The 23,159-nt window shown below is 68.0% G+C and carries 15 protein-coding genes; 6 read left to right on the top strand and 9 right to left on the bottom strand.

The window, feature by feature from the left end:
- Positions 1-145: 145 nt before the first annotated feature.
- The 4 genes from AC1Q6E_RS23235 to AC1Q6E_RS23220 form a co-directional block, all read right to left on the bottom strand.
- Complete coding sequence (locus AC1Q6E_RS23235; RefSeq protein ID WP_152799456.1) at positions 146-3,253, bottom strand: efflux RND transporter permease subunit; 3,108 nt, start codon at positions 3,251-3,253, stop codon at positions 146-148.
- A 10-nt stretch (positions 3,254-3,263) separates the two neighbouring features.
- Positions 3,264-4,370 (bottom strand): efflux RND transporter periplasmic adaptor subunit, encoded by a 1,107-nt coding sequence (locus AC1Q6E_RS23230; RefSeq protein ID WP_152799457.1) that lies wholly within the window; start codon positions 4,368-4,370, stop codon positions 3,264-3,266.
- A gap of 109 nt (positions 4,371-4,479) precedes the next feature.
- Complete coding sequence (locus AC1Q6E_RS23225; protein ID WP_492573588.1) at positions 4,480-5,451, bottom strand: tripartite tricarboxylate transporter substrate binding protein; 972 nt, start codon at positions 5,449-5,451, stop codon at positions 4,480-4,482.
- An 80-nt stretch (positions 5,452-5,531) separates the two neighbouring features.
- Positions 5,532-6,410 carry a fumarylacetoacetate hydrolase family protein gene (locus AC1Q6E_RS23220; RefSeq protein WP_492573587.1) on the bottom strand — a complete coding sequence of 293 codons (879 nt, stop codon included), beginning with the start codon at positions 6,408-6,410 and terminating at the stop codon, positions 5,532-5,534.
- A gap of 139 nt (positions 6,411-6,549) precedes the next feature.
- Here AC1Q6E_RS23220 and AC1Q6E_RS23215 point away from each other — a divergent pair, with 139 nt between their 5' ends.
- Entirely contained in the window at positions 6,550-7,254 is a 705-nt protein-coding gene (locus AC1Q6E_RS23215) for a FadR/GntR family transcriptional regulator (RefSeq protein WP_152799463.1), read from the top strand.
- A 15-nt stretch (positions 7,255-7,269) separates the two neighbouring features.
- Here AC1Q6E_RS23215 and AC1Q6E_RS23210 read toward each other — a convergent pair whose 3' ends face one another.
- The gene (locus AC1Q6E_RS23210; protein WP_152799465.1) at positions 7,270-8,061 is read right to left on the bottom strand and encodes a class I SAM-dependent methyltransferase; all 792 of its coding nucleotides are present in this window, start codon (positions 8,059-8,061) and stop codon (positions 7,270-7,272) included.
- A 16-nt stretch (positions 8,062-8,077) separates the two neighbouring features.
- Between AC1Q6E_RS23210 and gloB the strand changes: the two genes are divergently transcribed.
- The 3 genes from gloB (at position 8,078) to fabI (ending at position 11,608) form a co-directional block, all read left to right on the top strand.
- Positions 8,078-8,905: a hydroxyacylglutathione hydrolase gene (gene gloB / locus AC1Q6E_RS23205; RefSeq protein ID WP_492573586.1), complete on the top strand. Its 828-nt coding sequence runs from the start codon at positions 8,078-8,080 to the stop codon at positions 8,903-8,905.
- Positions 8,906-9,305: 400 nt separating this feature from the next.
- Positions 9,306-10,673 carry a LysM peptidoglycan-binding domain-containing protein gene (locus AC1Q6E_RS23200; RefSeq protein ID WP_492573617.1) on the top strand — a complete coding sequence of 456 codons (1,368 nt, stop codon included), beginning with the start codon at positions 9,306-9,308 and terminating at the stop codon, positions 10,671-10,673.
- A 140-nt stretch (positions 10,674-10,813) separates the two neighbouring features.
- The gene (gene fabI / locus AC1Q6E_RS23195; RefSeq protein ID WP_152798677.1) at positions 10,814-11,608 is read left to right on the top strand and encodes an enoyl-ACP reductase FabI; all 795 of its coding nucleotides are present in this window, start codon (positions 10,814-10,816) and stop codon (positions 11,606-11,608) included.
- A 78-nt stretch (positions 11,609-11,686) separates the two neighbouring features.
- Here the strand turns inward: fabI and AC1Q6E_RS23190 are convergent, their stop codons facing one another.
- Positions 11,687-13,066, bottom strand: coding sequence for a sigma-54-dependent transcriptional regulator (locus tag AC1Q6E_RS23190; RefSeq protein ID WP_492573585.1), 1,380 nt, complete (start codon positions 13,064-13,066; stop codon positions 11,687-11,689).
- The gene (locus tag AC1Q6E_RS23185) at positions 13,066-14,973 is read right to left on the bottom strand and encodes an ATP-binding protein (protein WP_492573584.1); all 1,908 of its coding nucleotides are present in this window, start codon (positions 14,971-14,973) and stop codon (positions 13,066-13,068) included. Before AC1Q6E_RS23185 ends, AC1Q6E_RS23190 begins: the two co-directional genes overlap by 1 nt.
- Before the next feature lie 233 nt (positions 14,974-15,206).
- Between AC1Q6E_RS23185 and AC1Q6E_RS23180 the strand changes: the two genes are divergently transcribed.
- Entirely contained in the window at positions 15,207-16,556 is a 1,350-nt protein-coding gene (locus AC1Q6E_RS23180; protein WP_492573583.1) for a dicarboxylate/amino acid:cation symporter, read from the top strand.
- A 160-nt stretch (positions 16,557-16,716) separates the two neighbouring features.
- On the opposite strand, the gene AC1Q6E_RS23175 is transcribed toward AC1Q6E_RS23180, so the two are convergent.
- Both AC1Q6E_RS23175 and AC1Q6E_RS23170 read right to left on the bottom strand, forming a co-directional pair.
- On the bottom strand, positions 16,717-16,845 hold the full coding sequence (locus AC1Q6E_RS23175; protein WP_296555939.1) for a hypothetical protein: 129 nt from the start codon (positions 16,843-16,845) through the stop codon (positions 16,717-16,719).
- 71 nt (positions 16,846-16,916) lie between these two features.
- A complete protein-coding gene (locus AC1Q6E_RS23170) occupies positions 16,917-17,219 on the bottom strand; it encodes a hypothetical protein (protein ID WP_152798681.1) in 303 nt (100 codons plus the stop codon).
- 142 nt (positions 17,220-17,361) lie between these two features.
- Here AC1Q6E_RS23170 and uvrA point away from each other — a divergent pair, with 142 nt between their 5' ends.
- Positions 17,362-23,157, top strand: a complete 5,796-nt coding sequence (gene uvrA, locus AC1Q6E_RS23165) for an excinuclease ABC subunit UvrA (RefSeq protein WP_152798683.1) — start codon at positions 17,362-17,364, stop codon at positions 23,155-23,157.
- Positions 23,158-23,159: the final 2 nt, after the last annotated feature.

Raw genomic sequence — 23,159 nt, 5'->3', positions numbered from 1 at the left:
GGCACCAGGGAGAAATTGCGGGAGCCCCCCAGTTTAGGATATTTGGGTGGGCCCGTCGTCGGCAATGGCTGGCGGCCAGCCCTTGCCGATGACGTTTCCCCGCCCTGGCCCGGTCACGCGGGCGGGGATTCGGCGTGAACCGGCCCTAGCCCACCGACTCCGGAGCCGCCGCGACCGGGGCGGCGTGGTGATCCGGCTCCTGCGGATGTTCACCCACCGGCAGCGGACGCTTGCGCTTGCCGGCGACCAGCGCGTATACGCAGGGCACGACGAACAGGGTCAGGACCGTTCCCAGGCTCATGCCGCCCACGATCACCCAGCCGATCTGCACGCGGGATTCGGCGCCCGCCCCCGTGGCCACCGCCAGCGGGACGGCGCCCAGCACCATCGCGCCGGTCGTCATCAGGATAGGACGCAGCCGCAGCACGCTGGCCTCGGACACCGCCTCGATCAGTTCCTTGCCCTGGTCGCGCAACTGGTTGGCGAACTCCACGATCAGGATCCCGTGCTTGGTGATCAGGCCCACCAGCGTGATCAGGCCGATCTGGCTGTAGATGGACAGGGTTCCGCCCGAGAACCACAGCGCGAGCAGCGCGCCCGTCATCGACAACGGCACCGACAGCATGATGATGAACGGATTGCGCCAGCTCTCGAACTGCGCAGCCAGCACCAGGTAGATGAAGGCCACCGCCATCGCGAACACCAGGTAGATACTGCCCGAGGAGTCGCGGAACTCGCGCGACTGGCCGTTCAGGTCGGTCTGCGCGGTCGCGGGCAGCACGCGGGCGGCGATGCCGTTCATCACGTCCAGCGCCTCGCCCAGCGCGTAGCCGGGCGCGAGCGATGCCGAGATGGTGACGGCGCGCATGCGGTTGAAGTGGTTCAGTGTCTGCGGCGATACGCCTTCGCGGACGGACAGCAGGTTGGCGAGCTGCACCATCTCGCCGCTGCGGGGCCGGACGTAGATGTCGGCGATGTCGGCGGGATTGGAACGGTCGCGCGGAATCACCTGCACCAGGACGTCGTACTGCTCGCCGTTGTCCTTGAAACGCGTCACCTGCCGGCCGCCCAGCATGGATTCGAGCGTGCGGCCGACGCGGTCCACATCGACGCCGATATCGGCCAGCTTGTCGCGATTGACCTGCACCCGCAGTTCGGGCGTGTTCAGGCGCAGGTCGGTCTGCACGTTCTGCACGCCGGGGTATTTCGCCAGTTCCGCCAGGAAAGTGTCGGCCATCGTGGCCAGCTCGGGATAGGACACCTGGCTCATGATGACGAACTCGATGGGCGAGGAACGCGGCGACTGGCCCAGCGACGGCGGGTTCGTGGGAAATGCCTGCACCCCGGGCAGCGCGGAGAATTTCGGCTGGAGCGACCGCGCGACCTCCTGCTGGCTGCGGGTCCGCTCTTCCCAGGGCTTGAGCCGCAGCACGGCGTTGCCCTCGGTCACCACCGGGAAGCCGGCCACCGCCTGGTAGGCGGCCATCTCGGGGATGTCCTTGTAGATCTCTTCCATGCGCTCGAGGTAGCTGGTGGTATAGCCGACGGTCGCGCCCTGCGGGGCGACGATCCGGCCGTAGATGACCCCGCGGTCCTCCACCGGCGACAGCTCGCTCTTGATGGTCTTGAACAAGGGCGCGCTGCAGGCGCCCACCGCCAGGCCCAGCACCACCACCCATCCGCGGTGGGCCAGCGCGAACGACAGCGCGCGACGGTAGCCGCGGGTCAGCGCGTTCAGCCCGCTCTCGATGAAGTTGTACAGCCAGCCATGCGACTCCTGGTGGCGCAGCATGAGCGAGCACATCATGGGCGTGAGCGTCAGCGCGACGAAGCCCGATACCAGCACCGCGCCCGCCAGGGCCAGCGCGAACTCGATGAAAAGGCGTCCGGTGCGGCCGGTGGCGAAGGCCAGCGGCGCGTAGACCGTGACCAGCGTCAGCGTCATGGCGACGACGGCGAAGCCGATCTCGCGCGAGCCCAGCAGCGCGGCCTGCATGCGCGACTTGCCTTCCTCGATGTGGCGGAAGATGTTCTCGAGCACGACGATGGCGTCGTCCACCACCAGGCCGATGGCCAGCACCATGGCCAGCAGCGTGAGCGTGTTGATCGAGAAGCCGAACGCGTACATGAGCGTGCAGGCGCCGATCAGGGACACGGGAATGGTGACGATGGGGATCAGGCTGGCGCGCAGGTTGCGCAGGAACAGGAAGATCACCAGCACCACCAGCACGATGGCCTCGCCGATGGTGTGGAACACCGATTCGATGGACTTCTCGATGAAGACCGAGGTGTCGTACGCCATGTTCAGCTTCATGCCGTTCGGCAGCGTGGCGTTCATCTCTTCGATCTCGGCCCGCACCGCCTTGGACAGGTCGAGCGGGTTGGCCGTGGACTGCTTGATCACGCCGATGTTCAGCGCCGGCTTGCCGTTGAAACGCGAGGTGACCCGTTCGTCCACCGGCCCCAGGCCCACCGAGGCGACGTCGCCGACGCGCACGCTGTAGCCGCCGACGTTGGCGATGATGACGTTCTCGAACTGCTCCCGGGTGCGCAGGTTGGTGGCGGCGACGATGGAGAATTCCCGCGCCATGGACTCGATCCGGCCCGAGGGGATCTCGACGTTCTGCTTGCGCAGCGCGTCCTCGACGTCCTGGACGGTCAGCCGGTAGGCGGCCAGCTTGCCGCGATCGACGTTGATGCGCATGGCCGGCAGGCGCTCGCCGAACACCCGCACCTCGGCGGCGCCCGGCAGCACCGACAACCGGGGCTTGATGAAGCGGTTGATGTAGTCCGAGGTCTCCATCGCGGACAGCGACCCGGACTCGACGGCCAGATACATGACCGGCTGGGAGTCGGCCTCGACCTTGGCGATGATCGGTTCGTCGATTTCGTCGGGCAGCCGGCCTCGCACCCGCGCGACCTTGTCCCGCACATCGGCCGCGGCCGAGTCAGGCGATATCGACAAGCGGAAGCGGACGTTGATGTTGCTGCGCTCGGAACGGCTGGTGGAGGTCATGACCTCCACGCCCTCGATGCCCGACAGGGAATCCTCCAGCGGCTTGGTGATCTGGGATTCGATCACCTCGGCCGAGGCGCCCTTATAGACGGTGCCGACGGATACGACGGGCTCGTCGATCTGCGGATATTCCCGCACGGTCAGGCGGGAATACGAGATCAGGCCCACCAACAGGACCAGCAGCGACAGCACCGTCGCGAAGACGGGCCGCTTGATGCAGACTTCGGACAGGACCATGTGCCGGACCTCAGAGCGCGGACGCCGTGGCGCCGGCGAGTTTCACCGGCACGCCGTCGCGCAGCTTCTGCGCGCCCGCGACCACGATCACGTCATCCTCGGCCAGCCCGGACACGATCTCGACCATGGCTTCGCGCCGCTGGCCGACCTCGACCTGGACCCGCTCGGCGCGGCCGTTCTGCACGCGGTAGACGAACTGGTTGTCGCCCACCGGCACCAGCGCCGCCTCGGGCACGGCCAGCGCCTGGGCGGGCGTGTCCAGCAGCAGCTTCACGCGCGTGAACATGCCCGGGCGCAGTTGCCCGCCGGGGTTCTTGACCTGGGCACGCATGACGATGGAACGGCCACCGGTATCGATGACCGGGCTGATGGCGTAGACGGTGCCGCCGAAGGCCTTGTCGGGCATGGCGTCGAGCGCGATCTGCAGGGTCTGGCCGGTGCGGATCTGCGACAGATAGATTTCCGGGATGCGGAAATCCACCTTGAGCGGATCGATGGCCTCGAGCGCCACCAGGTCCTGGCCCGCGCCGACGTAGTCGCCCACCGAGACATTGCGCAGGCCGATCACGCCGCCGAACGGAGCGCGGATATCGTTCTTGTCGAGGCGGACCTGGGCCAGCACCATGGCGGCCTGCTGCACCTTCATCGCATTGTCGGCCTCGTCCTTGGCCTGCTTGCTGATGAAACCCTTCTGCTGCAGTTCGATGGAGCGGTCGTAGTTGCTCTTGGCCAGCGTGAAATTGGCGCGGGCCTGTTCGAACTCGGCGCGTGGCACGGAATCGTCCAGCCGGATCAGCACGTGGCCCTTCTCCACCCGCTGGCCCTCGGTGAAGCGGATTTCGCTGATGCGGCCCGCCACTTCCGGACGCAGCGTGACGGACTCGTAGGACCGCAGGCTGCCGACGGCGGTGATGCCTCGCTCGAACGGCTTGCGCGCGACCTTCTGGACCTCGACCAGGACCGCCTGCGGCCCCTTGGCCTTGGCTTCATCGGGCGCCGCGGCGCCCGGGGCGCCGGCGGGGGCGCCACCGTTGAACAGGCGGGGGGAAAAATAGCCGGCCCCTGCCCCGACTGCGAGGGCAACCACCACGGCGGAAACTAACGAACTCTTCTGCATACTGGCGAGCGGAAAACGCAACAAGGTGTATCGCTCACTGTAGCATCGGACCATGACGATTGCGCGGGAACCCGTGCTTTTCCGGCCCCGCGAAAACCCTCGCTTTCCCTTATTCGACCTTGCCTATCCGCTGGACGGCCTCGGCCAGCGCCTTGGCGTCGGTCTGCCAATACGCGGCGAACTCCGGCGCGTCCATGTACATGACCGGGCTGCCCGCGCCCTGGATCGTCTTCAAGACCTTCGGATCCGTGGCCGCGGCCTTGGCGGCGGCGCGCAGGCGGTCGACCACCGGCGCCGGCGTGCCGGCCGGGGCGAACACGCCGGACCATTGCGCGAACTGGACCGGATGTCCCAGTTCCGTCAGGCTGGGAACGTCGGGCAGGGACTCCAGGCGCCCGGTGCCCCAGTGCGCCAGGGCCCGGACCTTGCCGCCCTTGACATGCTGGAGCACTGAGGCCGGCCCCGTCGACAACGCCTGCACCTGGTCGGCAAGCAGCGCCACGATGGCCGGACCGGCGCCGGTATAGGGCACGTGCAGCAGGCGCAAGTCCGCCTCGCTGCGCAGCATCTCCATCGGCACGTGCATGGTGCCGTAGTTGCCCGAGGAACCGTAGGCCACCTCGCGGTCCCCCTTTTTCTGCGCGGCGATGAACTCCTGCGCCGTCTTCCAGGGACTGTCGGCCCGCACCACCAGCACGGTCGGATCGGCCGTGAAGCGGGCGATGGGAGTGAACTGGGACAACTGGTACATCGGCTCCCTGCCCAGCAACTTGTCGGCCACGGGCAGGATGGAGATGGACGACAACGCCATCATGATGGTGTAGCCGTCGGCCGCCGACTTGGCGACGTGCCCCATGCCGACGCCGCCGCCCGCACCGCCGCGGTTCTCGACCACGACGGTCTGGCCCAGGAAGCGGCTCATGGATTCGGCCACCGGGCGGGCGACGGTATCCGCCACACCCCCCGGCGGGAAGGGCACCACCATGGTGACGGGCCGGGTCGGCCAGGACTCCTGCGCGGCGGCCGGCGCGCCGCCAAGGGCGGCGCAGCAGGCCGCCCAGGCCAGCAAAGTGCGTTTCATGTCGTCTCCTCGCTTCGGGTTGATGCCCGCCCCCGTGTATCCGGGAATGCCGGGCGGCGCGGGGCCAGCGCCCCGCGCCTTCAATCGACGGCGTTTTCCAGCACGCCTATGCCCTGCACTTCGATGCGGATCACGTCGCCGCGCTTGACGAAGCGCGGCGGATTGAAACCTATGCCCACGCCCGCCGGCGTGCCGGTGGCGATCACATCCCCCGGCTCCAGGGTGATGCCGGCCGAGATCGTCGCGATCAGCGTCGGGATGTCGAAGATCAGTTGCCGGGTATTGGCGTTCTGGCGCAGTTCGCCGTTGACCCAGCAACGGATGTCCAGATTCGCGGCATCCAGTTCGTCGGCGGTGACCAGCGCCGGCCCCATGGGGCAGAAACCGTCCAGCGATTTGCCCAGGAACCACTGGCGATGGAGCTTCTGCAGGTCGCGCGCCGTGAAGTCGTTGACGATGGTGTAGCCGAATACGTAGTCCAGCGCCCGCTCGCGCGGGATGTTCCGGCCCGCCTTGCCGATGACCACGGCCAGTTCGGCTTCGTAGTCGAGCTGGGAGGTGACCCCCTCGTGCGAGGGAATCGCCGCGCCGGGCCCGATCACGGTGTTGCAGGCCTTGGTGAACACCACGGGAGCTTCCGGCGCGTGCTCGCCTTCTTTGGCGCTGGAATCGAAGCCCGACTTGCTGAATTCCGCCGCATGCTCGAAATAGTTCTTGCCGACGCAAAAGATGTTGCGCCGGGGCCGGTCGATGGGCGCCAGCAGCCGGGCTCCGGCCATCGGCCGCCCTTCTCCGCGCGCGGACAGACGAGGACGGATGCTTTCGAAATCACGAACCAATTGGACCATGTCCCCGGAGAATCCGGGAACCAAGTCGGCCAGCGGCCAATAATGCCGCATGTCGGCATCGACCAGGGCAATGGCGGGGGTACCGCCGACAATCAGGTGAGCGAATTTCATGTTGCTTGAACAGATCCAATTGGTGATTTCTTATACCAATATAAAACCAAATTGGCCCTCCATCAAGCATCAGCGCTCACTTTATTTGACCAATTGGTACTATTGAATTAAGGTAGCGGCAGAACGAGGGACAGCCACCATGGACGAATCCGCAGCGCACGGCCCCATTTCGCGCGCCCCCGGGGCCAAGGAGCTCATGCATCACCTGTTGGGCGAAATCTCGAACGGCAGGCTGCACGTGGGCGTCAAACTGCCGCCCGAACGCGAACTCAGCCAGCGTTTCGCGATCTCGCGCGGGTCGGTGCGCCGGGTGCTGGCGGACTTGCGGACGCGCGGCCTGATCGTCCAATCCGTCGGTAGCGGAACCTTCGTCGCCGAGGGCGCCCAGGCCCTGGCGGGCGGGCCCTCGCCCGCGCCCGAGGTCAGCACCAGTCCGGCGGAACTCATGGAAGCACGGCTGCTGATCGAGCCCCTGATGCCGGCCCTGATCGCGCGCAACGCCAACGCCGCCGACTTCGCCCGCATGCAGCAATGCGTGGAGGAATCGGAAATCGCCGCCAGCATCGAGGCCTTCGAGCACTGGGACGGCGAACTCCACAAGTCATTCGCCGAAGCCACCCACAACTCATTCTTCCTGCAGATCCTGGAACTGACCAACCGCGTCCGCGAACAGGGCGAGTGGGGCCGCCTCAAGCGCCGGTCGCTCACGCCCGAACGGCGCGAGCAATACCAGCGGCAGCACCGCGCCATCGTCGAGGCCCTGAAAGACCGCGATGCCGCCCAGGCCCGCGATCTCTTGCTGGGCCACCTGCAGCAGATCCGCCAGAACCTCTTCGACGCCTGACGCCCGCGGCCCGGTTCACCGCGTGGGCGTGCGCCCGATCCGCAGGGGATGGACCTCGCGGGCCGTGGCCACCGCGGCCCGGCGCGGCGCCTTCTGCTTTTTCCAGGCGGGACCGATCAGCCGCATGCCGGCCGTGCGCTTGACCGCCGACACGACGTACAGGCCGCCGCACACCGGCCACCAGCGCTCGCCGGCGCTTTCCATGAAGGCGTAGCGGCGCAGCCATTTATCGGTGCGGCAAGCCGGTGCGTAGACGCCGAACCGGCCACTCTCGACCTCGAACGACAACAGCTTGAGCCAGTCCTTCAGCCGCGCCGGCGACAGCGGCTGGATGCCGGGCGGCAGGAAGGAGCGGCGCCGGCCCAGCAGACGGCCCGCGCCCCACAGGCTCCAGGGATTGAAACCCGTGATCACCAGCCGTCCTTCGGGGATCAGCACCCGTTCGGCCTCGCGCAGGACCTGGTGGGGATCCTCCGAACACTCCAGCGTATGGGGCAGGACCAGCAGGTCCAGGCTTTGCGCGTCGAACGGCAGGGCCTCGAGCTCGGCCAGCACGAAGGCGTTCCAGCGCGTCCGCTGCGCCTCAGGCGGCACGGCGCCAGCGACATAACCCTTGAAAGGCATGCGATTGGCGCGCAGCGCGTCCAGCTCGGCCAGGCCGGCCTGGACGGCATGGAAGCCGAATACGTCGGAAACCGCCTCGTCCAGCCGTGCCTGCTCCCAGGCGAGCGCGTGGCGGCCGGGATCGGTCGCCAACCACGCGGCAAGCTCTACAATCGGGGAATCCTGGACGTCGGACGGCAGCATCGGAATGAAAGACTCGGTGAAAGGAAGCAAGCGATCGGCCGGCACGCAAGATGGCGGCCCGGCAGCCGGCATAACCGGCATTCCCGCCTTCAATGACAACTACCTGTGGCTGATCCGGCAGGGCACGCTGGCGGCCGTGGTGGACCCCGGCGACGCCACGCCGGTCCTGGCCTCGCTGCAGCAGCAGCGCCTCCAGCTCCGTGCCATTCTACTGACTCACCACCACAAGGACCATGTCGGCGGGGTCCTGGAACTGGTCGAACGCACCGGGGCCACGGTATTCGGCCCCGCGGGCGAGAAACTGCCCCACTGCGACCGCCGCCTGGTCCAGGGCGACCGGGTCGCGCTGCCCGAACTGGACCTGGACCTGGAAGTGCTGGACGTACCGGGGCATACCGCGGGCCACATTGCGTATGCCGGCCGCGCGGCGGGCGTGGAACCCCTGGTGTTCTGCGGCGACACGCTGTTCGCCTCGGGATGTGGCCGCCTGTTCGAAGGAACGCCGCAACAGATGAAAGCCTCGCTGGACAAGCTCGCCGCGCTGCCCGGCAAGACGCGCGTCTATTGTGCCCACGAATACACCTTGTCCAACCTGGCCTGGGCGGTCGCGGTCGAACCCGACAACGCGGCGCTCCAGGTGTGGCACCGGCAGGCCCGCCACCAACGCGAACAGTCGCAGCCCACGGTTCCCACCACGCTGGACCTGGAACGCCAGGTCAACCCCTTCCTGCGCACCTCGGTTCCCGAAGTGGCGGCGGCCGCGGCGGCCCACGCCGGCCGGCCGCTGGCGGACGCCGTCGAGGTTTTCGCGGCGCTGCGCGAGTGGAAAAACGACTTCCGGTAGCGCGCGCCGCATCTTGCGGCGATTTGCGTTCAATCACCGCCAAAAGCTTCGAATTTGTAAAGCGGGTTGACGGAAACCATTCTCGATTCGTACTATCCCGCGCTAAATACGCCGTGAGCCGCGCCGGTTCCCCGAGCCGGGGCCCCGCCCCTCCTCCCGGAAAGCGCCGCGACTCCAAGTTGAAACTGCCTGGCTGGGCCCCGTCCTCCTGGACGAGGCCCAGCCAGGCACGTGGTCAAGGACACGAAACATGCAATTGCGCCCCCGCGGCGTCTGGAATCTGCGGGCGGGCGTCCGCGATGGTCGTCCAGCCTCCCTGTACAAAATCCTGATCGCCGGGTGCGTGATGGTCCTGGCGGGCTGCGCTTCGATGGAACGCCCCGCCGCAACCAGCCCGGACATGCAAGGGGCGGCCGCCGCCCCCGCCCGCACCGAAAACCCGGCCGGATTCTCCTCCTCCCCCCGTACCGCCCAAGCCTCCCGCCCCATCGGCCACCGCCTCGACGCACCGTTGAGCCTGCACACGCCCGACGACGGCCTGGAACCGCGCATGGTCGACCTGACCGTGCAGCCGGCGGACATCTGGACCCGCATCCGGCGCGGCTACGCGGTGCCCAACATCGACACGCCGCTGGTGAAGGAGTGGGAAAGCTTCTACGCCTCGCGCCCGGACTACATCCAGCGCACGGCGGAACGCGCCGGCAAGTACCTCTATTACATCGTCGAAGAAATCGACCAGCGCGGCATGCCGACCGAACTGGCGCTCCTGCCCTTCGTCGAAAGTTCCTACGACCCCTGGGCGCTGTCGCGCTCGCAGGCATCCGGCCTGTGGCAGTTCATCCCCGCCACCGGCCGCGGCTTCAACCTGAAGCAGGACTGGTGGCGCGACGAGCGGCGCGACCCCATCGCCTCCACCCGCGCGGCCCTGGACTACCTGCAGTACCTGTTCGATTTCCACGGCGACTGGCACCTGGCGCTGGCCTCCTACAACTGGGGCGAAGGCTCGGTCAAGCGCGCCATCGACAAGAACACGGCGCGCAGCCAGGCGACCGACTACCTGTCGCTCGACATGCCGGACGAAACGCGCAACTACATCCCCAAGCTGCAGGCGATCAAGAACATCATCGCCAACCCTGCCGCCTACAACATCGCGTTGCCGTCGATCGACAACCAGCCTTACTTCGTCACGATCACCAAGAGCCGCAACATCGACGTGAAGCTGGCCGCCCAACTGGCCGAAATGCCGCTCGAGGAGTTCAAGGCGCTCAACCCGTCGTTCAATCGCGGCGTGATCCTGGGCAGCCACGAACCAACCCTGTTGCTGCCGGCCGACCGCATCGGCATCTTCGAAGCCAACCTGCGCGCCTACAGCGGCTCGCTGTCGTCCTGGCACACGCACGCACTGGCCCACGGCGAAACCCTGACCACCGTCGCCCGCAAGTACGGCACCTCGGTGGCCACGCTGCGCAAGGCCAACGGCCTCGGCACCCGCTCGCACATCGGGTCCGGCGACATCCTCATGGTGCCCACCAGCCGCCAGGCCGAGCCGACCCTGGTCGCCAGCGCCGGCATCACCCCCGTGCGCGCCGCCGCCCCGAGCAACAGCCGCGCGAAAAAGACCGTCCAGGCGCGCACGTACAAGGTCCGCAAGGGCGACACCCTCGGCTCCATCGCCCGCCAGTACGACGTCTCGGTCGACCACCTGCGCGCCCTGAACCGCATCAAGGGCTCCGCCATCCCCGTCGGCCGCACGCTGAAGATCCAGTAAACTCCACCTCCCACGCCCCCATCAGCCCCAGGCCGTTGCCCGGGCACCGTGGATCCGGCTCCGCCGGTCCACCAGTGCCGCCCCCTGGGGGGCGCGCGCAGCGCGCAGGGGGGGTACATTCTTTTACAGGGACCCTCGACATGGGCTTTCTCGCCGGTAAACGCATCCTGGTCACCGGGGTGCTGTCCAATCGCTCCATCGCCTACGGCATCGCCAAGGCCTGCCGCCGCGAAGGCGCGGAGCTCGCCTTCACCTATGTGGGTGACCGCTTCAAGGATCGCATCACCGAATTCGCGGCCGAGTTCGGCAGCCAGCTCATCTTTCCGTGCGACGTCGCGGACGACGCGCAGATCGAAGCCGTGTTCGCCGACCTGGGCAAGACCTGGACCAAACTCGACGGACTGGTGCACGCGATCGGCTTCGCGCCGCGCGAAGCCATCGCCGGCGACTTCCTGGACGGACTATCGCGCGAAGGCTTCCGCATCGCGCACGACATCTCGGCCTACAGCTTCCCCGCCATGGCCAAGGCCGCCCTGCCGCTGCTGCAAGGGCCGGAAGGCAACGGCACCGGCGCGGTGCTGACGCTCAGCTACCTGGGCGCCGAGCGCGTCGTCGACAACTACAACACCATGGGCGTGGCCAAAGCCGCGCTGGAAGCCGCCACGCGCTACCTGGCAACGTCGCTGGGCCCCAAGGGCATCCGCGCCAACGCCATCTCGGCCGGCCCCATCAAGACACTGGCGGCCGCCGGCATCAAGGACTTCTCGAAGATCCTGAACTTCGTCGAGACCTTCGCGCCGCTGCGCCGCAACGTCACCATCGACGACGTGGGCAACGTCGCCGCCTTCCTGCTGTCGGACCTGGCCGCCGGCGTCACCGGCGAAGTAACGCATGTAGACGCCGGCTTCTCCACCGTCGTCCCCGGCATCGGCTAAAAAAGATAACCCCAGGACCCAGGATGCGGTGGATCCGGCTCCGCCGGTCCACCCGCATCGCCCCCCGGGGGGCGCGCGTCAGCGCGTAGGGGGGATCAGATACTCACTGCGGTCTATGCCGTGGCGTTGCAGCTTGTCGTAGAACGTCTTGCGCGGGATGCCCAGGGTTTGCAGGGTGGCCTTGATGTCGCCCCGGTGGCGGGCCAGCGCTTCGCGGATCAGGTCGGCCTCGTAGCGCTCCAGGCGCTGCGGCAGCGACGCTTCGGTCTCCGGTGCCTGGGGCGCCGCCTCCTCCACGCCCAGCACCACCCGTTCGGCGTAGTGCATCAATTCCCGGACATTGCCGGGCCACGCATGGGACCACAGGTGCTGGCGCACCGCCGGCGTGATGCCGGGCGGGTCGATCTTGAAGCGGGCCGCCGCGCGCGACACGAAATAGGAAAACAGCAGCGGGATGTCGTCGCGGCGCTCTCGCAAGGGCGGGATACGGACGGTGACCACGTTCAGGCGATGGAACAGATCGGCGCGGAACGAGCCCCGCTGGGCCGGGTCGCTCAGGTCGGTCTTGGTGGCCGCCACCACCCGCAGGTCCACCGGCCGGATGTCATTGGTACCCAGCGGTGAAACCTCCCGCGTCTCCAACACCCGCAGCAGCTTGATCTGGGCCGACAGCGGCATGCTTTCGATCTCGTCCAGGAACAGCGTCCCGCCGCTGGAATGCTCGATGCGCCCGACGCGGCGGCGCTGGGCCCCGGTGAATGCCCCCGCTTCGTGGCCGAACAGTTCGCTCTCGATGACCGTATCCGGCAAGGCACCGCAATTGAGCCCGACGAAAGGCCGCGCACGGCGTTCGCCCCAGGCATGCAGGGCCTGGGCCACCACTTCTTTGCCCGCCCCGGTTTCTCCCAGCACCAGGACGTCGACGTCGGCGCTGGCCAGATGGCCCAGGGTCTTGCGCAGACGCTGCATGACCGGTGTCTCGCCGATCAGCGGCAGGCTTTCGCCCGCGTCGCGCGCCAGCCGCTTCAGCCGGCGGTTGTCGAGCACCAGGCGCCGCTTGTCCAACGCGTTGCGGGCGGCGGTCGCAAGCCGCTCGGCCGGATAGGGCTTGGCCAGGAAATCGTAGGCGCCCTCGTGCATGGCGGCCACCGCCATCTCGACGTCGCCGTGGCCCGTGATCAGGATGACGGGCAGGTCCGGATCGCGCTCGCGCAGTCGCCGGAACAGCTCCAGGCCGTCGACCACCGGCATGCGCACGTCCGTGACGACGACGCCCGCGAAATCGGCCGGAATCCGGTCCAGGGCCTCGGCGGCCGAAGCGGCGGCCTCGACGCGGAAACCGGCCAGCTCCAGTGTCTGCAGGTTGGACTCCCGCATGGCGGGATCGTCGTCGACGAACAGCACGCGATCGACCGGCTCGGTGCCCGGCAGCGCGGGGTCCATGGGGAAAGCAGCCATCACGAAGCGACCTCGGGAAGACGAATGGTGAAACACGTGCCGCGGCCCGGCGCGGTCTGCACGGACAACGTGCCGCCGAAGTCGGCGACGATGTCGCGGCTGATGACCAGGCCCAGCCCCAGGCCGCGCGGCTTGGTGGTGACAAAGGGGGTGTAGAGGGCCGCCATGACGCTGTCGGGCAAGCCCGGGCCGTTGTCGCCGACCTCGATGGCGACCAGGTCCGCCTCGTGCGCGGCGCGTATCCATATCCGCGGGCCGGGCGTCTGTTCCAGCGCCTCGATGGCATTCTGCAAGAGGTTGACCAGGACCTGCTCCAGCCGCACGCGTTCGGCGCGCACCGCCAGGCCGTCGCCGATGCCGAGGCGTTCGAGTTCGATGCCGTGCCGGCGCATCTGGGCGCCGACCAGCGTCAACGCACCGTCGACGACGGCGTCCACCGGGACGGGGCCGGGGGAGGCGCCCGAGGTCTTGCGCGAGAAGGTCCGCAACTCATTGGTGATGACGCCTATGCGCTGCGTCAGGGCGGCGATCGACGCCATGTTGCCGCGGACCCGCTCGACATTGCCGCGGTCCAGGTAGGCGGCCGAATTATCAGCGTAGCTGCGGATCGCCGCGACCGGCTGGTTGATCTCGTGTGCCACGCCCGCGGTGATCTGGCCCAGGAAAGCGAGCTTGTTCGCCTGCACGAGCTCCTCCTGCAGTTTGTGCAGTTCGGTTTCGGCGCGGCGCCGATCTTCCATCTCGGCCCGCAACTGGTCGTTGGCGGCGCGCAGTTCGCCCGTGCGCGCCGCCACGCGCGACTCCAGTTCCTGCCGCGCCGCCGCCTGCGCCAGCACGACATCCTGGGCACGATGCCGGCGATGCAGCCAGACCCCCGCCAAGAACAGGGCGCACAGCACGAACAACGCCGCGGCCACCCGGGCCGACGCCGCCGCGCGCGCCATGGCTTCGCGCGTGGCGCCCAGCAGATGGAACTGCCACGGCGTGCCCGGCACTGGTTCCTGCACATGCACGTACCACTGGGCGGCCTGTCCCGGCAGGCTCGCCGCCACCTGCCCCTCGCGCGCCGGGGCCTCCTGCACCGGCAGGGGCGACAGCGGCGCGCCGCCGAACTGCAGGCTGGCCCGCAGCGCGTCCCGCCCCGCCGCCGGCAGCGCGCCGTAGACCAGGAACCGCCACTCGTCCTGCGACGACAGCAGCACGACGCCATGCTCGTCGGTCACGAACACGGGGTCCGGAAAACGCCGCCACCCCGCCTCGACGCCGTCGAACTCCACTTTCACCACCACGACACCCAGCGTCCGGCCGCCCTGCTCCAGTTGCCGGCTCAGGTACAGGCCGGGATGGTTGCTGACGTTGCCGAGCGCGAAATACTCTGCCTGGCCGGCGTGCGCCGCGCCCTGGAAGTAGGGCCTGAACGCGTAGTCCGAGCCCACGAAACTGGTGGGCTGGTTCCAATTGCTGGCGGCCACGCCCACGCCGCGCGGATCGAGCAGGTAGATGACCGCGGCGCCCGTATCCCGGCTCAACGCCTCGAACTTGAGATTCAGCGCGCCATAGCGCCCCGGGTCGCCGGTGGCCAGCGCGGTCCTGACCTCGGAATCCTGCGCCAGCACGAATGGCAGCGAGCGTTGCTTGTCGAGCTCCGCGGTCAGCAGCGCGACCTTGAGCGCCGCCGCGTTGCGCGCGGCCGCCATGGCCTCGGCATAGGCCTGCTCGCGGGCGATGCCCCCCGCCGCCCATAGCGCCGCCGCCAGCACCGCCGCCCCGATGAGGACGAAACAGGCCCAGGCCCGGCCGTGGCCGGGCACCCGGAAGGACGGCGGTGGCGGGCGGACGTCCTGGGCCGACGGAAAAAGTGGGGGCATGACCATGGATAGCAGATTGATGTGCGAATTTTCGCACATCAATTTTCATGGCGGGCGAAAAACCGCACAAACAACCCGGCCACCCCCACCTCCCGACATGAATTTCTTCAATAAATCAAAAACTTACGAATTCCCTACCGATACGGCAAGCGGGCATGCCGATTGCATAGAGACCGCCAACGAAGCTCCCCCGGGGCTTCGCAACCGTTGAAAACGAGGCCTCGCCCCCGCCAAGACGCGGCGGGCAACCGGCCACTGGAAGGGACATCCCGATGATCGACATACCCGGCACGGCGCAGGCGCCCGTGCGCAAGAAAAAGTTCTATCAGATCCTGTATGTGCAGGTGCTGTTCGCCATCACGGTGGGCATCCTGCTCGGCCACTTCTATCCCCAGATCGGGGAATCGATGAAACCCCTGGGCGATGCCTTCATCAAGCTGGTCAAGATGATCATCGCGCCGGTCATCTTCCTGACAGTCACGACCGGCATCGCCGGCATGCGCGACCTGCAGAAAGTGGGCCGCGTCGTGGGCAAGGCCATGATCTATTTCCTGACCTTTTCCACGCTGGCCCTCATCATCGGCATGATCGTGGCCAACGTCGTGCATCCGGGCACGGGCCTGCACATCGACCCGGCTTCGCTGGACGCCAAGGCGGTGGCCTCGTACTCGGCCAAGGCCCATGACCAGACCTTGACCGGTTTCCTGATGAACATCATCCCGGACACGGTGGTCAGCGCCTTCGCCAGCGGCGACATCCTCCAGGTGCTGTTCTTCTCCGTCCTGTTCGGCATCTCGCTGGGCGCCGTGGGCGACAAGGGCGCGCCGGTCCTGGATTTCCTGCAATCGATTTCGTCGGCGTTCTTCAGGCTGGTCGCCATCCTGATGAAGGCCGCGCCCATCGGGGCCTTCGGCGCCATGGCGTTCACCATCGGCAAGTACGGCATCGGCTCCATCGCCAACCTGGCGCTGCTGGTCGGCACCTTCTACCTGACCTCGCTGCTGTTCGTGCTCGTCGTCCTGGGCGCGGTGGCCCGCTACAACGGCTTCTCCATCCTGAAACTGATCCGCTACATCCGCGAGGAACTGCTGCTCGTGCTGGGCACGAGTTCGTCCGAGGCGGCGCTGCCCACGCTCATGGAGAAGATGGAACGCGCCGGCTGCTCCAAGCCCGTGGTCGGCCTGGTCATCCCCACCGGCTACTCCTTCAACCTGGACGGCACCAACATCTACATGACGCTGGCGGCCCTGTTCATCGCCCAGGCGACGGACATCCATCTGTCGCTGGCGGACCAGATCCTGCTGCTGCTCGTCGCGATGCTCAGTTCCAAGGGCGCCGCCGGCATCACCGGCGCCGGCTTCATCACCCTGGCCGCGACGCTGTCGGTCGTGCCCTCGGTCCCGGTGGCCGGCATGGCGCTGATCCTGGGCATCGACCGCTTCATGTCCGAATGCCGCGCGCTGACCAATCTGGTGGGCAACGCGGTGGCCAGCGTCGTCGTGGCCCGCTGGGAAGGCGAGCTGGACCAGGACCGCCTGGACCGGGCCTTGAGCACCGCCGGCGCCCGGCAGATCGAAGCCGAGCTGGAGGACGGCGAAACGCTGCTGGCCGTGCACCGTTGATTGGCCGCGCCCGCCCGCTGCCCCACGCCAAGGGGCGGCGGGGGCCAAAAAAAAGCCCCCACGCGAGTGGAGGCTTTCCAGGTCCAGGACCCGGTAGATCCGGCTCCGCCGGTCCACCAGTGCCGCCCGCACGCGCAAGCGCGTAGGGGGCGACGCCCCGTCAGGCCTTCTTGACCTTCTCGAGCATCTTGAAAATGCCCTTGGGCGCCCCAACAAAAAGACGCTTGAAGGCCTTGCCCAGGCAACGGCGCTCAAGCGTATTGCGGCGCGTACGTTTCTTTTCCGCCATGTCGATCTCCAGTCATTGAATCCGGCTAACCCGCTATTCTAGCGGATATTCCGGCGCTGCCGTCAAGCCGGTCAATGCTGGGCAGCGCCTCCGGCGACACCGCCGACGACTTCCGTTGTTTTCTGTTCGGCCTTGCCCAGCACCCGCCCCAGGGCTTTTTCGGTCTGGTGCGAAACGACCCGCCAGGTATGGCCGACCTCGGGAATCGTATGGACGGCGACGGTGCCGGCCGTCAGGGCAAGCGCGATCGCAACCAGCACCGCCACGCGCAGGCTGCGCGGCGGAGGCGGGACGTCGCCGAGCGTAGGCGGCGGGATATACATGCCCGCCTCGGCTCCCAACAGATCCAACGGAGAGGATTTGCGCTTGCTCATAGGTCATATCGTAACCCGGCCGCCCGGTTATCGCCGTACCTTCCTGTTACCCAATCTTGTCAAACGTTGCGATTTTCGCAGCACCCGCTAAACGGCTACGATTGAAGAATCGCCGGCCTTCTTCCGGCACGTGAACCGAACGATGTCCTCCGCCCCCTCCTCTCCCGATTCTCCCCAGGAAACCGCCGCCGAACCCGAGATCCGGGTGGTCGGCGCGCGCCAGAACAATCTCAAGAACCTGAGCCTGACCATCCCCACCAACGAACTCGTGGTGGTGACCGGCGTGTCCGGCTCGGGCAAGAGTTCGCTGGTCTTCGACACCCTGTACGCCGAAGGCCAGCGCCGCTACGTCGAGACCTTCTCGCCGTACGCGCGCCAGTTCCTGGATCGCATGGACAAGCCCCAGGTCGACCGCATCGAGGGCATCCCGCCCGCCATCGCGATCGACCAGACCAACCCGGTGCGCACCTCGCGCAGCACGGTCGGCACCATGACCGAGCTGAACGACCACCTGAAGCTGCTGTACGCGCGGGCCGGCCGGCTGTTCTGCCGCCAGTGCGCGCGGCCCGTGCAGAAGGACACGGCCGACTCCATCCACGCGTCGCTGGCGCGCCGCTCGGCCGAGGCCGGCGACCCGCGCCTGGTCGTGACCTTCCCGGTCCAGGTGCCCGCCAACTACAACGAGGACGAGATCCGCGGCTTCCTGGAACGCCAGGGCTACACGCGGGTACACGCCAAGCGCAAGGTCGGCACCGGCAAGAACGCCGTGCAGTTGCTGGACGTGGTGCAGGACCGGTTCCGCTTCGGCAACGCCGAGCGGGCGCGCGTGATGGAAGCGCTGGACGCCGGGCTGCGGCTGGGGGCCGGCAGGGTGGACGTGCGCGTGGTCGACGATGAAGGCAAGGAAACCGCGCTGTGGAAGTTCAGCGACGAAATCCATTGCGCCGACTGCGACATCGCCTATTCCACCCCCACGCCCAGTTCGTTCTCGTTCAACTCGCCACTGGGCGCCTGCGAGGCCTGCCGCGGCTTCGGCCGGGTGATAGGCGTGGACTACGGCCTGATCATCCCCGACGAGAGCAAGACCCTGCGCGGAGGCGCCATCCGCCCCTGGCAGACGGCCAGCTACAAGGAATGCCAGGACGAACTGGTGAAGTACGCGGCCCGCGCGGGCATCCCGCTGGACGTGCCGTGGCGCAAGCTGACCGACGCCCAGCGCGAGTGGGTGCTGCAGGGCACGCCCGACTGGAAGGGCGGCAACGACGCCTGGAAACACCAGTGGTATGGCGTGAAGCGCTTCTTCGACTGGCTGGAGACCAAGGCCTACAAGATGCACATCCGCGTGCTGCTGTCCAAGTATCGCGCGTACACCCCGTGCACGGCCTGCAACGGCGCCCGCCTCAAGCCCGACTCGCTGCTGTGGCGGGTGGGCACCAAGGCCGAGGCCGACCAGGTGCTGCCCGAGGCCGACGGCCGCTACGCCCGCTTCCGGCCGGTGAACGTGTCCTGGAGCAACGCCACGCTGACGGCCCTGCCCGGCCTGTCCATCCACGACCTGATGCTGCTCCCCATCGAGCGCGTGCGCGCCTTCTGCGACGCCCTGCACTTCGAGGGCGTGATGGATGCCGCCACCGAGCTGCTGTTGCAGGAAGTGCGCGCGCGGCTGAAATTCCTGTGCGACGTGGGCCTGGGCTACCTGACGCTGGACCGCCAGAGCCGCACCCTGTCAGGCGGCGAGGTACAGCGGATCAACCTGACCACCGCCCTCGGGACATCCCTGGTCAATACCTTGTTCGTGCTGGACGAGCCGTCCATCGGCCTGCATCCGCGCGACATGAACCGCATCGTCGAGGTCATGCACCGGTTGCGCGACGCGGGCAACTCCCTGGTGGTGGTGGAACACGATCCCCAGGTCATGCTGGCGGCCGACCGCGTCATCGACATCGGCCCGGGGCCTGGCGAGCGCGGCGGCCACATCGTCTTCAATGGTTCGCCGGCACAGTTGCGGAAGGCAGACACGCTGACCGGCGACTACCTGTCGGGCCGCCGCCACGTGGCGGCGCCCCGCCCCATGCCGGTCAACGCCAATACGCCCCGGCTGATCGTCGAGGGGGCCCGCGAGCACAACCTGAAGAACGTGACGGTGGAGTTCCCGCTGGGGCGCCTGGTGTGCGTGACCGGCGTGTCGGGTTCGGGGAAGTCGACGCTGATCCAGGACGTGCTCTACCCCGCGCTGCTCAAGCTCAAGGGCAAGCCCACCGAGGCCGCCGGCGCGCACGACCGCCTCCTGGGCGACGACTGGATCACCGAGGTGGTCATGGTCGACCAGTCTCCCATCGGCAAGACGGCCCGCTCCAACCCGGCCAGCTACGTGGGCGCGTTCGACGGCGTGCGCAAGCTGTTCGCCCAGGCGCGGCTGTCCAAGGAACGCGACTACACCCCCGGCATGTTCAGCTTCAACGCCGGCGACGGCCGCTGCCCGACCTGCGGCGGCACCGGCTTCGAGCATGTCGAGATGCAGTTCCTGTCCGACGTCTACCTGCGCTGCCCCGACTGCGACGGCACCCGCTTCCGTCCCGAGATCCGCGAAGTCACCATCGAGCGCAAGGGCCGGGCGGCCTCGATCTCCGACGTGCTGGAAATGACGGTGACCGAAGCCCTGGACTTCTTCGAAGGCGAACGCGACATCCAGTACGGCCTGGCGCCGCTGGCCGACGTGGGCCTGGAATACGTGCGCCTGGGCCAGCCCGTGCCGACCCTGTCGGGCGGCGAGGCGCAGCGCCTGAAGCTGGCCGGCCACCTGGCCGAGGCGGCGCGCTCGGGCATCTCCACCATCGGCGCCAAGCTGTCGAAGAAGGGCAGCCTGTTCCTGTTCGACGAGCCCACCACCGGCCTGCACTTCGACGACATCTCGCGCCTGATGGGCGCCTTCCGCAAGCTGCTGGCGGCCGGCCATACGCTGGTCGTGATCGAGCACAACCTGGACGTGATCCGGGCCTCGGACTGGCTGATCGACCTGGGTCCGGAAGGCGGCGACGCCGGCGGGGAAGTCCTGGCCACCGGCACGCCGCAGGCCATCATGGACCACCCGGCCTCGCACACCGGCCGCGCGCTGCGGGAATACGAGGCCGAGATCGGCAGCCTGGCCGACGCCCAGGCCGCGGCCGCCACCCGGCCTATCGCCGTGGCCGAGCGCTTCGAACCTTATGTGGTCGCGCGCAACGACGAGCCCGAGGGCGTGCCGCTGCAGAACCTGCTGTCCCGGCGCCGCCACGCCGCGCGCGCGATCGAGATCAAGAACGCGCGCGAGCACAACCTGAAGAATATCGACGTCGAGATCCCGCGCAACACCTTCACGGTCATCACCGGCGTATCGGGATCGGGCAAGTCGACGCTGGCCTTCGACATCCTGTTCAACGAGGGACAGCGCCGCTACCTGGAATCGCTGAATGCCTACGCGCGCTCCATCGTCCAGCCCGCGGGCAAGCCGGACGTGGATGCCATCTTCGGCATCCCGCCCACCGTGGCGATCGAGCAGCGCACCAGCCGCGGCGGCCGCAAGTCGACCGTGGCCACGATGACCGAGACCCACCACTTCTTGCGCCTGCTGTACATGAAGCTGGGGACCCAGTACTGCCCCAACTGCGACATCCCGGTCGAACCCCAGACCTTCGACCTGATCGTCAGCCGCATCATGCGCGAGCTCAAGGGCCAGCACATCGGCGTGCTGGCGCCGCTGGTCAGCGCGCGCAAGGGCTACTACACCGACCTGGCCAAGTGGGCATCGAACAAGGGCTATACCCACCTGCGCGTGGACGGCGCGTTCATCCCCACGGCCAAGTGGCCCCGGCTGGACCGCTTCAAGGAGCATGACATCGACCTGCCGGTGGCCGACCTCATCGTCGATCCGGCGAACGAAGCCGCGCTGCGGGCCGCCGTGCACGAGGCGCTGGAACACGGCCACGGCGTGATGAGCGTGGCCTGGCCGCTGCAAAAGCTGCGCGTGGCCATGGCCAGCGGCGCCGAGGCGCCGGCGCCCGACCTGGAACAGCGTGTGTTCTCGGTCAAGCGCGCTTGCCCTTCGTGCGGCCTGAGCTTCCCCGAGCCCGATCCGCGCATGTTCTCGTACAACTCCAAGCACGGCTGGTGCACGTCGTGCTTCGGCACGGGCCTCAAGCTGCAAGGCTTCGACGCCGAGCAGACCGGCGAGGAAACCGCCTGGAATGCCTGGTACGAAGGCGAGGCCCAGCCCTGCGGCGAATGCCACGGACAGCGCCTGAACCGCAATGCGCTGGCGGTACGCTGGCGCGACCGCTCCATCGCGCAATTGTCGTCGCTGGCGGTGCGCGATGCCGGCACTTTCTTCCGCGACCTGGAAACCCACGGCCGCGAGGCCGACATCGCGCGGGACATCCTGGCCGAGCTGCGCAGCCGGCTGGAATTCCTGGAGGAAGTCGGACTGGGCTACCTGGCGCTGGACCGCGCCGCGCCCACGCTGTCGGGCGGCGAAGCCCAGCGCATCCGCCTGGCCGCGCAACTGGGCTCCAACCTGCAGGGTGTGTGCTATGTGCTGGACGAACCGACCATCGGCCTGCACCCGCGCGACAACCGCATTCTGCTGAACGCCCTGTCGCGGCTGGAAGGCAAGGGCAACACGCTGGTGGTGGTCGAGCATGACGAGGACACCATCCGGCGGGCCGCCCACGTGATCGACATCGGCCCGGGCGCCGGCGTGCGGGGCGGCACCGTCGTCGCCCAGGGAAGCGTGCAGGACATCATCGCCAACCCCGCCTCGCTGACGGGCAGATACCTGGCCCACCCGCTGCAGCATCCCTTGCAGCCCCGCCGCGCGGTCGACGGCGAGACACCGCGCATCACGGTGCGCAAGGCGCGCCTGCACAACCTGCGCGACGTCGACGCCAGCTTCCCCGTCGGACGGCTGACCGTCGTGACCGGCGTGTCGGGCTCGGGCAAGTCGACGCTGGCGCGCGACGTGCTGCTGGACAACCTGCAGCGCCGCGTGGGCAAGGACGCGACGGAACAGAACGGCTGGACCGGCTGCGCCGGCATCGACGGCTGGAAGGGCATCGACCGCGTGCTGGAGGTCGACCAGACCCCGATCGGCAAGACGCCGCGGTCCTGCCCCGCCACCTACGTCGGTTTCTGGGACACCATCCGCAAACAGTTCGCCGATACGATGGAGGCGCGCATGCGCGGCTGGGCCGCCGGCCGCTTCAGCTTCAACACCGGCGAGGGCCGCTGCCCGATCTGCGAAGGCCAGGGCATGCGCACCATCGAGATGAACTTCCTGCCGGACGTCAAGGTGCCGTGCGACGCCTGCAACGGCGCGCGCTTCAACCGCGAGACCCTGGCCGTGCATCTGCGCGGCAAGAGCGTGGGCGAAGTGCTGGCGATGGAGATCGACGACGCCGTCGAATACTTCGCGGCCCATCCGTCCATCCTGAATCCGCTGCAACTGCTGCAGAGCGTGGGCCTGGGCTACCTGACGCTGGGCCAGCCGTCGCCCACGCTGTCGGGCGGCGAGGCCCAGCGCATCAAGCTGGTGACCGAACTGGCCAAGGCCAGGCTGGACGAAGGCACGATGCGCACCGGCCGCGCCTACAAGGCACCGCACACGCTGTACGTGCTGGACGAACCCACCGTGGGCCTGTCCATGGCGGACGTGGAGAAGCTGATTCGCGTGCTGCACCGGCTGGTGGACGCCGGCAACACGGTGGTGGTGATCGAGCACAACCTCGATGTCATCGCCGAGGCCGACTGGCTGCTGGACATGGGGCCCGAAGGCGGCAACGAGGGCGGACTGGTGGTCGTGCAGGGCACGCCCGAGCACGTCATGGCGCAGCGCACGCGCTCGCATACCGGCCGGGTGCTGGCCGAATTCATGGCGCCGCAGGAAGCGGCCGCCAAGGTGTCCTGAAC

Source organism: Pigmentiphaga sp. MLSB6-MA01, assembly GCF_058793475.1.
Note: the sequence above shows the minus strand (reverse complement) of the source record. Positions and strands in the feature narration are given on the sequence as shown.